The 14,263-nt window shown below is 50.1% G+C and carries 12 protein-coding genes and 1 tRNA gene; 7 read left to right on the top strand and 6 right to left on the bottom strand.

The annotated features are described in order from the left end of the window. The first annotated feature begins 2 nt into the window (after positions 1 to 2). From MKQ68_RS20050 to MKQ68_RS20040, 3 genes are all read left to right on the top strand, one after another. Positions 3 to 677, top strand: coding sequence for an SGNH/GDSL hydrolase family protein (locus MKQ68_RS20050; protein ID WP_264280650.1), 675 nt, complete (start codon positions 3 to 5; stop codon positions 675 to 677). 214 nt (positions 678 to 891) lie between these two features. Beyond that, positions 892 to 2,058 carry an MFS transporter gene (locus MKQ68_RS20045; protein WP_264280649.1) on the top strand — a complete coding sequence of 389 codons (1,167 nt, stop codon included), beginning with the start codon at positions 892 to 894 and terminating at the stop codon, positions 2,056 to 2,058. Between the two features lie 47 nt (positions 2,059 to 2,105). Further along, positions 2,106 to 3,173, top strand: coding sequence for an NADH:flavin oxidoreductase/NADH oxidase (locus MKQ68_RS20040; protein WP_264280648.1), 1,068 nt, complete (start codon positions 2,106 to 2,108; stop codon positions 3,171 to 3,173). Here the strand turns inward: MKQ68_RS20040 and MKQ68_RS20035 are convergent, their stop codons facing one another. The 4 genes from MKQ68_RS20035 to MKQ68_RS20020 all read right to left on the bottom strand — a co-directional run bounded on the left by MKQ68_RS20035 (position 3,174) and on the right by MKQ68_RS20020 (position 7,865). Beyond that, positions 3,174 to 3,917, bottom strand: a complete 744-nt coding sequence (locus MKQ68_RS20035) for a LytR/AlgR family response regulator transcription factor (RefSeq protein WP_264280647.1) — start codon at positions 3,915 to 3,917, stop codon at positions 3,174 to 3,176. Continuing rightward, positions 3,910 to 5,526 (bottom strand): sensor histidine kinase, encoded by a 1,617-nt coding sequence (locus MKQ68_RS20030; RefSeq protein ID WP_264280646.1) that lies wholly within the window; start codon positions 5,524 to 5,526, stop codon positions 3,910 to 3,912. Before MKQ68_RS20030 ends, MKQ68_RS20035 begins: the two co-directional genes overlap by 8 nt. 1 nt (position 5,527) lies before the next feature. Then, a complete protein-coding gene (locus tag MKQ68_RS20025; RefSeq protein WP_264280645.1) occupies positions 5,528 to 6,637 on the bottom strand; it encodes a TlpA disulfide reductase family protein in 1,110 nt (369 codons plus the stop codon). A 202-nt stretch (positions 6,638 to 6,839) separates the two neighbouring features. Further along, a complete protein-coding gene (locus tag MKQ68_RS20020; RefSeq protein ID WP_264280644.1) occupies positions 6,840 to 7,865 on the bottom strand; it encodes a helix-turn-helix transcriptional regulator in 1,026 nt (341 codons plus the stop codon). 231 nt (positions 7,866 to 8,096) lie between these two features. Here MKQ68_RS20020 and MKQ68_RS20015 point away from each other — a divergent pair. Beyond that, positions 8,097 to 8,216: transfer RNA gene (locus tag MKQ68_RS20015), tRNA-OTHER, on the top strand. A 79-nt stretch (positions 8,217 to 8,295) separates the two neighbouring features. Next, on the top strand, positions 8,296 to 10,533 hold the full coding sequence (locus MKQ68_RS20010; RefSeq protein WP_264280643.1) for an RING finger protein: 2,238 nt from the start codon (positions 8,296 to 8,298) through the stop codon (positions 10,531 to 10,533). 190 nt (positions 10,534 to 10,723) lie between these two features. Here MKQ68_RS20010 and MKQ68_RS20005 read toward each other — a convergent pair whose 3' ends face one another. Further along, positions 10,724 to 11,665, bottom strand: coding sequence for an NADP-dependent oxidoreductase (locus MKQ68_RS20005; RefSeq protein ID WP_244842632.1), 942 nt, complete (start codon positions 11,663 to 11,665; stop codon positions 10,724 to 10,726). Between the two features lie 184 nt (positions 11,666 to 11,849). On the opposite strand from MKQ68_RS20005, the gene MKQ68_RS20000 reads away from it, so the two are divergent. Next, the gene (locus MKQ68_RS20000; protein ID WP_264280642.1) at positions 11,850 to 12,131 is read left to right on the top strand and encodes a hypothetical protein; all 282 of its coding nucleotides are present in this window, start codon (positions 11,850 to 11,852) and stop codon (positions 12,129 to 12,131) included. 88 nt (positions 12,132 to 12,219) lie between these two features. On the opposite strand, the gene MKQ68_RS19995 is transcribed toward MKQ68_RS20000, so the two are convergent. After that, positions 12,220 to 12,558 carry a cupin domain-containing protein gene (locus MKQ68_RS19995; RefSeq protein ID WP_264280641.1) on the bottom strand — a complete coding sequence of 113 codons (339 nt, stop codon included), beginning with the start codon at positions 12,556 to 12,558 and terminating at the stop codon, positions 12,220 to 12,222. Positions 12,559 to 12,645: 87 nt separating this feature from the next. On the opposite strand from MKQ68_RS19995, the gene MKQ68_RS19990 reads away from it, so the two are divergent. Then, on the top strand, positions 12,646 to 14,229 hold the full coding sequence (locus MKQ68_RS19990) for a hypothetical protein (protein ID WP_264280640.1): 1,584 nt from the start codon (positions 12,646 to 12,648) through the stop codon (positions 14,227 to 14,229). Positions 14,230 to 14,263: the final 34 nt, after the last annotated feature.

The following is a 14,263-nucleotide window of genomic DNA, read 5'->3' as shown; positions in this document are numbered from 1 at the left end:
TCATGAAAAAAATATTAACGCAGTTCGCACTGCTATTGGTTGTAATCGCAAGTATGTCTATGACATTGAGGAAAAAGCAGCGGATCGTGTTTTTCGGCGATTCTATTACGCAGGCGGGTGTAAGTCCTGCCGGCTATATTTCCCTCATCCAGAAATCACTTACTGAAAAGAAAACTGCAGATAATTACGAGCTGGTGGGTGCAGGCATCGGTGGCAATAAAGTGTATGATCTTTACCTGAGGATGGAAGACGATGTACTGGCTAAGAAGCCGGACGTGGTAGTAGTGTACGTTGGCATCAATGACGTATGGCATAAAAGCTCCTCCGGTACCGGTACCGACCTGGATAAATTCGAGAAATTCTATAACGCCCTCATCAAAAAACTGCAGGCACAAAATATCAAAGTATACATCTGCACCCCTTCTGTAATCGGTGAAATGAACGACTTCTCCAATCCGCAGGATGGCGATCTCAATCAATATTCAAAAACCATCCGCAAGATTGCAGGTAACAACGGCGTACAACTGATCGACCTGCGTAAGGCATTTGTCGATTATGAGGTGAAGAACAATACGAACAATGAAGCGAAAGGCATCTTGACCACCGATCGTGTGCACTTGAATGAGAAAGGGAATCAACTCGTAGCCGACGAAATGATGAAGGCGCTGGGTTTATAATCCGTTAATTAATACTTCCAATAGAGCCACTGTTTGATTTTATCAGCAGTGGCTTTTTTTTGTGCGTAGTTTACACCGGCTATTCTTGCGCGGGCAGCTGTTTACCATGTGTAAACATCGCCACTGCTTCATCCCATCAAATGTTACAATTGTACTACCTGTGCGGCTCAAATTGTGGTAACTTGCGGGCTCAAATAAAACAGGACTAGCGAACATGGTTAAAAAGAGCCTGCTCACCCTTACCCTTGGCGGTTTAAGTATTGGAATGGCAGAATTTCTGATGATGGGTGTACTGCCCGATGTGTCCCGTACATTAAGCATTTCTATCCCCGAGGCCGGGCACCTTATTTCGGCCTATGCACTTGGGGTAGTGATTGGCGCCCCGTTGATGGTGGGTTTTGCGGCTAACTATCCTCCCCGGAAAGTATTGATCATGCTCATGTTGCTGTTCGCAGTATTTAATACAGCATTCGCCCTGGCACCTAACTACGAATTGTTACTGGTGGCCCGTTTGTTTTCAGGCTTACCACATGGTGCCTTTTTCGGCATCGGTGCCGTAGTAGCCAGCCGCCTGTCCGACCCGGGCCGCGAGGCACGTTCCGTAGCCGTCATGTTCGCCGGGCTTACCATCGCCAATATTGTCGCTGTGCCGATCGGTACCGCCATTGGTCACCACCTGAGCTGGCGTATTTCGTTTGGGATTGTAGGTTTGCTGGCGCTTTGCGCAGCGGGCAGCATCAAACGCTGGATGCCCGAGGTTCCTGCCACTTCCAACGGCAGTTTCCTCGAAAGCATGAAAGCATTCGGCAATCCCGAACCCTGGATTATTATCGGTGTGTCCGCGATCGGCACCGGCGGCCTATTCGCCTGGATCAGTTACATCGCACCACTGATGACCAAAGTTGGCGGCTTCGCCGAAGGGTTTGTTCCCATCATCATGATTATTGCCGGTATAGGCATGGCCGTTGGTAACTTCCTTGGTGGCCGCCTTGCGGATAGATTCTCTCCATTACTAACGACAGGTTTATTATTGATGGCGATGATCGTATCGCTGGTCATTGTTTCGTTCGTTACACCTTATCAGCCTGCAGCCATTGGTATGACCTTCATCACAGGCGCCCTTGCATTTGCTGTTATTGCTCCTATGCAAATGCTGATGATCAACGCGGCGAAGGGTTCGGAAATGCTGGCCTCAGCATCGTTGCAGGCAAGCGCTAATATGGGTAATGCGCTGGGTGCTTACCTGGGCGGGCTGCCTATTGCCGCTGGCTATGGCTATACCTCGCCGGAATATGTAGGCGCCGGACTGGCTTTCATTGGCGTATTACTTTGCCTGTTGCTGGCGTGGCGCAATAAGGGACGGGCAGCCTTAGCAAATTGATCACGTTAGCCATTTTGTACGATATTTGCTGCGAAAACTAAAAGACCATGTCGCAGCTCTTCTCACCACTTACCATAAAATCTGTCACCTTTCGTAACCGCATTACCGTATCGCCAATGTGCGAGTATTCTTCCGAAGATGGGTTTGCCAATCAGTGGCACCTCGTACACCTGGGGAGCCGTGCGGTAGGTGGGGCCGGACTTATTATCACGGAGGCGGCTGCAGTATCGCCGGAAGGGCGCATCTCGCCGGACGATCTCGGCATTTGGAAAGATGAGCATATCGAAAAGCTGGCAGAGATCAACACTTTCCTGGAAGCGCAGGGTGCGGTGGCTGGTGTGCAACTCGCACATGCAGGCCGTAAGGCGAGTGTGGCGTCCGCATGGAAGGGTGGGAAAGTTGTGAGCCCGATGGATGGCGGTTGGTTGCCTGTAGCTCCATCAGCGGTAGCGTTTAATCCTTCGGATGTGCCGCCGCTGGCGTTGGATGCCGCTGGTATTCAAAAAGTAGTAAACGACTTTAAGACGGCTGCCCGCAGGGTATTGAAGGCCGGTTTTAAGGTGATAGAGCTGCACGCCGCACATGGTTACCTTTTACATCAATTTCTTTCTCCACTAAGTAACAAGCGCACCGACGAGTACGGCGGTAGCTTCGAAAATCGTATCCGCTTATTGCTCGAAGTGATTCAGGCGGTGCATACAGAGTGGCCGCGGGAGTTGCCTTTATTCGTACGCATCTCTGCCACCGACTGGGCAGATGGGGGCTGGAACGCGGATGAATCGGTGCAGCTGGTGGAGGTGCTGAAAACGGTGGGAGTAGATCTTATCGATGTGTCCACCGGTGGACTTGTGCCCGGTGTGAAAATCCCATTAGGGCCAGCTTACCAGGCCCCTTTTGCTGCGCGTATTCGTAAAGAGACAGGCATGCTTACGGGTGCGGTGGGATTAATTACCACGGCCCATCAGGCGGAAGAACTGCTCGTCAACGGTACGGCCGATCTCATCCTGATGGCGCGTGAATTACTGCGTGATCCGTACTTTCCTTTACATGCTGCGCGGAAACTGGGAGAGGATGTTGCCTGGCCGGTACAGTACGAACGCGCGAAACCGAGATAATTACAGCAACGCGTTTTTTACCGCATCTTTCTTTTGCCTGGATACAGGTATTTGGCTGCCATCTGTCAATAGTAGGTAGCCGCCAGATTCTTTCACGAGGCTTTTTACGTAGCGCCTGTTTACCAGGTGTGACTGATGGCAGCGGATGAATCCGTAGGGGCTAAGCATTTCCTCATATTCATAGATAGATACTGCCACCACGATCTTTCCCCCCGAATCGAGGTGGAAGGTGGTGTAGCTGTTACTACTTTCACAGCGGATGATTTCCCGTGTATACACAAACCTTGTTTCCTTAAGGGAAGGTAACGCCAGCCGGTGTTCCTCCTGTCGTGGTGCATGCAACATGTTCAACAGGTTGTTTAGTCGCTCGTGCTGTTGTTTTTGCGCCAGGCGCTCCGCGACTTTATCAATTGCAGCCTGCAATTCATCCGTATCCACCGGTTTTAATAAATAGTCGATGGCGGAAAACTTCACGGCCTGTATACCATAATGGTCGTAGGCCGTCACCATGATCAATTCAAATCCGTGCGCGGGTAAGGAACGAAGCATGTCCAGCCCGCTCTTTCCAGGCATCTGGATGTCCAGTAATACCAGGTCTGGCTGGTGTTCCCGGATGGAAGCGGCACCTTCATCGGCGCTGGTGGCGGTTTTTATGACCTGCACGTTTGGGCAGTAAGCCTGCAGCAGGCGTTGCAGGTTAATGATGTTGATGGGTTCATCATCAATGATCAATGTCCTAATCATGTAGCCAGTTTTTATAACGAATGATCATGGTTGTGCCGGTTTCGCCGGAAGTAAATGTAAGCAACAGTTGCTGAGACTGCGACTGTTTGTTAAATAGGGAGATGCGTTCGCGTGTTAATCGCAATCCATAACCACCGGTGGCCGCCTGCGCGTCAAAGCCTTCCCCATTATCGTGAATGCTCATCAGAAAATCGTTTTTTTTCCGATAGATGTGGATGACAAGCAACCCATCCTCGCGCCTGGCCGCCAGTCCATGTTTAACGGCATTCTCGATCAGTGGTTGAGCTAGCAGCGGTGGTACCTCCAGGTCGTTAGTGGGAATCGTTTCGTCGATAGTGTATATATAGTTAAAGTTAAATCGCATCTGTTCCAGCCGAATGTAATGTTCCAGGTTTTTAAGCTCCGTCACGAGTGGAACGGTAGTGCGGTTGCCCATTTGTATCGTGCCCCTTAGTAAGGATGCAAAGCCAGTAAGATAATGATTGGCTTTGGTGGTTTGCCCGTCATTCATCAGTCCTTGTATGGTGCTCAGAGCGTTAAAAAGAAAGTGAGGATTCATCTGCGCGTAGAGCGCCTGTGTTTCCAGGCGGTAGCGCTCGGCTTTGCGCCGCATCAGCCGGAGACGCATCCAGCCGAAAATAAGCAGTAGTAGCGTGGCCAGCAACAAGGCGGCCAGCGCCCTCACCCACCACGTTTGATACCAGGCTGCCGGAACCTTAAAACTGTATATAGAACGTCGCGTCGGCTGATCGGCAAAGCGTACTTCCAGGATATATGACGTGCCGGCTTCCAGTGGATCGGTGTGTATGATCTCGTCACTTCGTTGCCAGCCGCGATGGGTATCATTGCGCCATAAACGGTATTCGAAAATGGAGTCACCACGCACTCCCCGCTGCCTGAAAAGGAGGCTGAGCGATACGCCAGGCACCATTACCTGGTGATGTAGTGTTAATCCATCGCCAGGCCAGCCCTGGTAAAAGGTGTTTTCTTTTGATTTATAAAACCGTTTTGTCACACTGTTTCGGGATGCATATAAGTCTGCCCCCGGAGGCGCTATGGACATACTTTGTATAAACGGTTGCGTATCCCATGCTCCTTTTGTGATCGTGACCCGTAACAGGCTGGCGCCGCTGTTATTTCGTAGCTCCAGTAACAGGCTGTCGCTATTGTCAAGCTTGATGTTAGCTAACTGGCGGCCACGCCCAGGTTCACCCCGATTGTACTTATACATGGTATTAGAATCTATGTAAGCGGGAAGTGCAGATAATGGCGCCCAGTCCTGCAGCAGGCTATCGTTTTTGAATAACCGCGCCTGCAGCTGTCCGAATGCAGACCGCGTGGCAAGTTTCATAAATTGTCCGCCTTGTGGACCAACTATCAGGCTGTCGAGATTGATCGCCTGTATAAGAACGTCGCCGGTATATACATGGAGACGGAACTCATTCGCATGGTGCGTAGCCTCCAACGTCGAGTAATCGGTTTGAAAGGAAAGCTGCGTTGTGCCCAGGCTGATATACGTTGCCGCCGTCGGGCGTGTTTTACGTTGACCGGTAGCGCCCAGGCAGAACAGGCAGCCCGTCAACAATAGAAGTCGATGTTTTGTGCTCATGTTATTTCAGAAAGGTTTCCAGGGATGACAGGTGTGGGTCAATGGCAAGTATGATTCCGTTCTTATCCAGCAAAAAGGTGGTGGGGATGGCAGAAACACTATACGCTGCGGAGATGGTGCCTTTAAAGCCTTTCAATTCCGACAAGTGCGGCCAGTTCAGTTCATGTTGTTGAATGGCGGCTATCCATTTGTCGCGGTTGTCATCCAGCGAAATGCCAACGATCGCTAATCCTTTAGAACGGTATTTTTCATAGGCCGCTTTCAATCCGGGCGCTTGTTGCAGGCAAGGGCCGCACCAGGATGCCCAGAAGTCTAGCAACACATACCGGCCCTTAAATGTTGCCAGGCTTACTGTTGTACCGTCAGGTGCGGTGGCGCTAAACAAGGGCGCAGGCTTGCCGACAGATATCGCGTTCATGGCTGCCAACTCCTTTTCAAACGCCCGGGCTTCTGTCAATAATTTTAATTCGGGTGACAGCTGCTGGTAAAGTGGCTGCAAGGTATCGTACGGATTGTCATCACCTGTGAGGAAGTAACGCAACGCGTAAAGTGCCATGTATTCCTTGGAATGTTGCCGAACGTATTGGTATTGCGCCTGCTTCTGCGCGGCCTGAATCGCAGGCAGCCGTTCCTCTTCTGTGCGGATAAGTTGCGCATTCGCTCCGGCTTTTCGTAAGCTGTCTATTTTCATCATGATCGGGTATTTTTGCACGAAAGGTTGTGACGCCTGTTCTTTCCATTCCCGGTATTGCCGGGTAGCCGGACTGTTCTCCACCTGCGCAATCGGCCGGCCGGATGGACCTTGGGTAATGTTAACCTGCATCTGCCTAGCCTGTACAAAAAATTGGTCAAAAAACACGCGCGAATTTTTCAGGTAGATTGATACAAGTACCGCAGGCGTAACAAGCTGCCCTGAAAAATGGAATCGCCCGCCCGCGATGACGACCGAATCGCGGATAGGTTTATTAAGGTTGGAATAGTCGATGCTATATAGGTATAAGTGCTGTCCGTTCAGCGAATCGCTGATCGTACCTTCGATGTTAAAGGGTTGTTGGGCTACTGACGAAAGTGTATGCAGGATGAGTAGCAGGGCAAGGAGGCGTTTCTTCATAAATATTTCGTTTTTCTGTAAAGATGTTGCGCCGCCGGTAAACAAAACCGCCGGTCTTGAACCTGGTTACTCCGGTTTTGAATCCGGCACATATTGCGCCATCGGGTAAACAAAACCGCCGGTCTTGAACCTGGTTATTCCGGTTTTGAATCCGGCACATATTGCGCCATCGGGTAAACAAAACCGCCGGTCTTGAACCTGGTTATTCCGGTTTTGAATCCGGCACATATTGCGCCGCCGCTGCCGATAGCCGCCTTTTGATCCGTTGTGCCAGGGAGCGGGGCGCCAGCACTTGCACGCATTCCCCGAAGCCCAATAATTCCCGCTCCAGCTCGAAGTTGATCACAACCGTTAATTGTATCACCAGGTGCCGCGCATCTTCCTTAACCACTACTTGCGAATGGTGTAGCGGCTTGGTTTTTACGTACGGGGCCTGTTGGTCGTCTACTTTGATAGTGACGTTTTGCGCCTTGTCTTTCTCCGTTTTTGTGACACCCAGTACATCATTATAATACGTGTCCAGCGGCGCGCCGTCATGCGAAACATACGCCTCCCGCGGCAGGTCCTGGAAGCTGATGATGCGGTCCAGCGCAAGGGTGGCCAGGCTTTGATTTCCTTTTATTCTGCCGATAAGGAACCAGCGATTTCGGTATTCCTTTAACAGATACGGATAAACGATAAGGTGCTGCGGATGACTGGCACGAAAGGATTTATATTCTACCAGCAATACCTGTTTGCCCAGGATGGCCTGGTGCAGCTGCGTGATATGCGCAATCCCCTTTAGCAGGTGGTTGTGTTCAAATTGGATATAGCTCGTGTGATGTGTGCTTTTGTGGAGGTTGTTTTCCAGCCGGGCGATCATTTCACTCATCTCCTCAAAATAGCTAAAGCCGTTCAGCTGCTTTAACAAGCCTACGATCTCTTTCATTTTGTCGATGTCGGAGTCGTTGATGGGTGCTTTCGTAATGCTATACTGCTCGTCCTCGTAGGTGTAATATTTTTTATCCTTTACAATGATAGGCGCATTGTACCCAAGTTTATCACTACGCATCAACTGGATATCGGCCTGTATGGTACGTTTGCTGATGCCCGAGGTAATGCCTTCGTATTCGTACAACACCTCGGCTACTTTTTCCATCAGCTGATCTAACGTCCATTTGCGATGGCGTTTGCGCAGGCATTCATCAATGGTTTTATAACGGATAAGGGCAAGTTTATTAACTGACATATATTAAAGATAGAAAAACTGCGCAATTGATCTGCGTAGTTTTAGCTGCATGCCACCTTACTATACAGCTAAATATGTGATAATCAGTCATAGTCAAAATATTTTAAATAAAATTTCAACTACGCAGATGAGCTGCGTCGTCGTGTATGCATATTTGTGATGTCGAACGACGGTCAGGTTTTGGTTACTTCTGATCTAAACCACCAGAACAATCATCGCCAGGAGACGGAAAAAGCAGTAGCTCAATGGATAGAGCATCAGATATTGGTTTCGCAATTACCGGCGAGCGGTCAAACAAAACCTACTTCTCATGGGACCTGAGGGTTGCTGGTTCGAGCCCAGCCTGCTTTTCGAATTAAATTTTTGCGGTCAGGTGCGGCTTACTTCTTCTGAACAGTCGTACAATTACCGGGAACTTTAAAACATCTACATGAAACAATTATTACAAGTAGCACTTCGCTACCAGGCCGCGTATGTCCCCAACGCAGCCGTTATGACTGCCAAACATGCGATTACACCCGATACTGCCAGCCTCGCCGCCAACCTTTCCCGCTTAGGATTGGGTATTTCGGAGCCGTTGCTGCACGCATTGCAGCAAACAGACCAGGCATTTCATCAGCAATTGTTTGAAACACTTAAAGAGATAACCGGCGCTAATCATAACTGGGCACCACTGGTAAAAGGCTGGGATATGCCCACCGGCGAAAATGCGGTCGATCATATCGTTACCGCGTTCGTCAACTTTATCGGTGCCCGCGAAGTGCCCGGTGTGCTGCTGTCTTGCGGTCACCTCATTCCCGATGGTACCTTTCCGGTGGCGCGTTACAACGGCTGCCCGTTTTGTGGTACGCCCTTCGAAGTAGCAGGCATCTCGCTTGCAGGGGAAGGGAGTCAGCCTAAAATACTCGAGCTGTGGACGGACAAACATTTGTCCGCCACTTTAAAAAGCCTGCTTACTTCCCGTACTGCGCTGGACGCCACGCAGCAGGAAAGTTTGCGCACATTGCTCGCACACCTGCCGTTGCCGCAGGCAGACATCGCGATGAAAGAAACCCTGATGTTGGTGATCGATGCTTATGTAGCCGCTGGTGAAGAAGATAAGGCGCAAACGTTATTTCGCACGCCCGTAGATGTGATGCGTTACCTCTGGTTTAAACAGACCGGTAAAGCGCAAATCATGCAGCCAAAGGTGTTGACAGCGCGGCATAAACGTAATGGTGGACATATGTGGGCGCCGGCAGATCGTAAGCAGCAGCTGGAAGCAGAGGCCCGTGCCGCTTTGCGCCTTAAGTATAGCCGGAGTGAATGCCTGCGGGTGGCGAAATGGATGAATGGCCTGTCCATGGATATTGCCCAGATGTGTGAAGCGATGCATCCCAAACGGGCAATGTGGGTGCGTTTTATCCGTGCCCTTCGCCTGATCGAATATGGTAAACGTGCACAATTTGGTCGCTTAGGGGCGCTCATGGATATGTTTGGGAAAGAGCAATATGAAGTGTGGCAGGGCCAGGTGGACGCACTCCGTTCCGGACAGGACAGTGCAGCAACGTTCGATTTACTGAAGCAACGCCCTGGCATGTTTGCCCGTTCGCTGTTTGCAAATATGTTATGGTTTAACAGTGATGATGCGTTGAAGGCTTTCGGCGAAATTGCATCGAAGGTGCCGGCAAGGTTGCTGGTAACACTGGCCATGTATGCGGACCAGTATTTCAGCACGTCACCACGTGTGGTAAAACCATTGGGTGGTGTAAATAAACAAGTAGGCCCTAACCAGTTCATTAGCAAATACACCGATGAGCAGTTAACGCGAATGAAAGACGCCGTGGCCGATATGTGCCTGGCAGAAATGGGACGCCGTTACGCCACGGAGCCAAACAAATCACGCACGGTGTATATTGATCCTGCTTTGTTTAAAATGCCGCTCGCCATTGGTGATCGCGCCGAAACAGTGCAGGATTTACCGGCCGCATTAATGGGAACACGCTTCGCGGTAGAAGGCAATGCCCTTCGCCTGTTTATGCACTGGGGCGCGGGTTTACCTGCACAGCATATGGATATGGACCTTACTGCCGTAGTAGCATACGACGATAAAATAGAAACCTGTTCCTACTACCAGTTGGTCACAACCGGTTGTAACCACAGCGGCGATATCCGCTCTATTCCCGAACAAGTGGGCACCGCAGAATACATCGAACTGAACATCGATGCCTTGCATACGGCAGGTGCGCAGTACGTTGTGTTTACTTCGAATGCGTACAGCGCAGGTGCGCTCACACCGAACGTGGTAGTAGGCTGGATGAACAGCGCGCATCCAATGAAGATTTCCGAAACTACCGGTGTAGCCTACGATCCATCATGTGTGCAGCACCAGGTGCGTGTCACCAGCGATCTTACGAAAGGCCTTGTATTCGGTATGCTGGATGTACAGGCCCGCGAAGTAGTATGGCTTGAATTGCAGTTCGGTGGACAGCTTGGCCGCAACATCGATCTTAATATGGTTAAAACCATGTTGCGCCGCCTGGAAGGTAAGATGAGCATCGGCGCATTACTAACTGTAAAGGCGCAGTCCCAGCAGTTGTCTGCGGCAGCAGAAGCAGTGGCGGACGAAGTATACAACCTTGCATGGGCGCGCGACGCGGCGGCTGTTACGCAGTTAATGATAGATTAATAAAAACGGGTGACCAAAAGATAAAATGAAGGCTTTGAGAAACGATTACATGTCTCCATCAGATAGTCGAATAAATTAGGGCTGTATCAAAAGTAGTCGGACGGTCATGAGAATCACGTAACGAAAAATCAATTCATCAGGGAGTCGGATAAATTTGGGCTGACCAATATTTTTGATCAGCCCCTTGTATTTACACATTCACGATGACCTTGCCCCTCGTTTTTCCTGTTTCTATCTGCAGGTGTGCCTGCGGAATGTCGGCAAAGCCAAAGGTTTGGGATACCGTAGATTTAATAATGCCTTTCTCCAGCCAGTCGGCCAGCACCTCCATATGTTCGCCGCTGCTGTACACCATCGTCCGGTAAGCATGTATGTTTTTCGCCGCTGCTTTGGCCGTAATGTCCTCCGGCAGCCCGGAGGGGATCGAGTTGATAGACCCACCCGGGCGAATTACTTCCAACGACCGGTCGATCATATCGCCGCCGAGCGATTCCAGTACATAATCGATATCGCGTAATTCTTTGGTAAAGTCCTGGTTTTGATAATCGATGTGCGCATCGGCACCTAATGATAATAAGAAGTCACGGTTCGCCGCAGAGGCGGTGCCGGTTACATGGGCGCCCAGGTGTTTCGCAATTTGAACGGCGTAGTGCCCAACGCCGCCGGCCGCCGCATGAATCAGTATCCTATCGCCCTGTTTGATGTTTGCATGCGTAACCAGGGCCTGATATGCTGTAAGTGCCGCCAGTGTAGCAGCCGCCGCTTCCTCGTGGGATATGTTGGCAGGTTTCAGTGCCAGCTGGTTGGCAGGAACGGCTACATATTCCGCATAGGCCTGTCCGTGCCCGGGGAAGTTCACCATGCCGAACACCGCATCTCCTGTTTTAAAGTTATGTACGTTCGTGCCGGTGGCGGTAATCACTCCAGAAATATCCCAGCCTAATACCAGTGGCTGGTGCTGTTGCAGGCTGCCGTACATGCCTTTGCCTTTTCTCGTTTTTACGTCAACCGGGTTAATGCTAAGGGATACTACCTGCACTAATACTTCATCTGGTTGAATAGCAGGGATAGGTAATTCAATGGTGACAAGGTTTTCTATCCCGCCAGGGGTTGTTAAGGTGATTGCTTTCATGTTGTATTGGTTTGATAAGACAAAGTTGTACAGAAATAGACAATTTCATCGGTAGATGTTTTCCTTATTTCGGTACATTGCCGCCCTTGCCTGTTTTCGCGTAACGATGGGTCAAACCAACGCTTGCATCATTTTTGATAGTCATAATTCCTATTTTTGTGAAAACTGTTAAACAGATCAAACCATGACTAACTTACCAAAGTTTATGATCGCGGACGATCCGATCAACGATCCGGATAACGAGTATATCTTTCATACCGAAAAACCCCGCTTTTTCGCGAAACGCGTTGAAGAAGATGAGGAAACCGCTTACATTGATATCGTATCCGAGATCGATGACGTAGAGGCGTTCTTCAAAGATAACCCGGAAGGAAAGCAGGAGCTTATCGAGAAGCTGGAGGAATGGTACTATGAGTACATGGATTGGTTGGAGTCTGACGACGACGACGAAGAGGAAGATGACTGAACATCAGGGCTGCGGTAACACCGCACCTGTTCGTGAAGAATTGCACTTCCACGCCGGTTCGCAAGAGCGGTGTGGAAGTGTTTTTTAATTATAGATTGATCCGGTCGCCGTGGGATTTAGGCGACGATATCACCAGGAAGTGTACATCTTCCGCCCCATTATTGCTGATCTTATGTGCCTGTCCGGGCGCTACGCTGATGCTATCTCCTGTCCGGAGAGTAAAAGGTGTCCCCTCCATTTCCATTTGCGCGGAGCCCGACAATATGTAAAATACCTGCCGGCTTTTTTCATGCAGATGCAGTTGCTCTGTGGTGCCGGGCGGCATCCTTTCCTGGATGACACTTAAGTCGTCGTGCTGCAACAGGTGCCAGCCATCGCATAGCCCTCCCCATATGTAATGTTCCGCGTTTAGCACATTCTTTACCATCCACCAAACCTACTGAAAAAATATCTTTGATATATATTAATTAAAATATATATCTTTGAACTATCCTAAATACCTATGAGAACCGGAATGAAAAGGACCCTGATCTTTTGCATGCTGCTCTGCGTGCGGTTTACCACCCATGCCCAGTTTACCACGATAGCGGAAGGCGCCGATTTTAAGGAGCCCGAGCAGGGATTTGCACGCATCCTCCAGTTTAAGGGCGGCAATACCATGTACCTGCAGTTTTCGCTGGAAGGTGGCATTGATATTCATTTGTATGATGCCGCGCACAAACTGCTGCAGCAACAATCGGTTACGGCGAGTTATGGTAAACTTGAGAGGGGCAGTATAGATGCGGTATTCGAGAGCAATGGCAACGCTACGCTGCTGGTAAGCGAAATAGAAGATAAGGCCCCGGTATTGCATCGCCTCATTATTAACGGCGCCACTGCCCAGGTGGAGCGTGACGAGAAGTTACTCACCTTAAATAAACTTACCACCACCCAGTTCCGCAACGGTCTGCTGACTAACACGGGGCGGCTCGACTTCTTCATCGAAAACGATCCGCGAACGGGCGATTATGCCATCGTGAAAATAGATCCCAATGCGGCGGAGCGTATGCAACAAATGGAAGTGATGCACTATAGTGCGGCGCACCAGGAGTTGAACAGGGCGTTCTTTAATACGACTGACAGCAGCTTCCGCGAATTTGGTTATTGGGATATGGTGGTGAACGGAAGTGATAAAGTTATATTACTCGGTCGTGCTTCCCGCGGTGAATCGAAAGATCGCGAACTGGTAATGGCTACGATGGCGAAGGGCAACACAGCACTGGCTGTGCATCCACTGAAGTTCCCGGTCAACCTGGAAGCGGAAGGCGTTATTATGAAGTATAACCCGGTTACTGCTCAATACATTGTGGTGGCGGCGGGCGCTAACAAACGTGAGCGGTTTACTTACCTGGGTATGGCCGGCGCGGATATGCAGGCTGCCGATAGTGCAAAGCTGGTGTTTCCGGAAAAGGCCAGCGAAAAAAGCATGGAGTTGTTCGGTAAAAAGCGTTCGTACGAAGGGGTGCCGCAAGATTTGTTCATCAACCGCGACGGCTCGTTCTCGCTCGTTTGGGAAGAGTTGGAGGATTTGAGTGTGCAACGGCAGAACGGTATGATGAAGGCCAACACCAATGCGGGCAATATCGCCGTAGTGATGTTTGATAAATCGGGCCGGGAAACGAGCAGTTATTTTATTCCCAAAAAACACTACCTGCCTGGCGTAAGGATGCGCGAATTCAGTCACGCCAGCCGTGGCAGTGCAGCGCAAATGATCACTTCGGCAGATACTTATAAGACTTTTTCCTATGTAGAGGGTGGAAGCAAACCTTACATCCTGCTGAATGATTCGCATGAGAACACGGAGAAAGCTAAAACCGGTAAACTGAGTGTGATCAGCGATGTGGCGCATTGCGACGCATTTTACTACGCCCTTGGAAACGACATAATGCCCGATCGCAGCGTAGTGCTGGATGCGCCTGGCAAAAACAATATCTATGTAAATAATATCGCGATGTTTTCGATATCGGCCTACGACGCGGTCCGTAACATCTATGTAACGGTAAAGATCGATGATGGTAACCGTCGCGTAGCCCGCCTGGTTTGGATGACCCCTGAATGATATTTATAATGGTTGATAAAAGTATGCACGGGCC

The sequence above is a fragment of the Chitinophaga horti genome, from assembly GCF_022867795.2.
GTDB lineage: Bacteria > Bacteroidota > Bacteroidia > Chitinophagales > Chitinophagaceae > Chitinophaga > Chitinophaga horti.
This window is presented reverse-complemented; position numbering and strand designations above follow the sequence as displayed.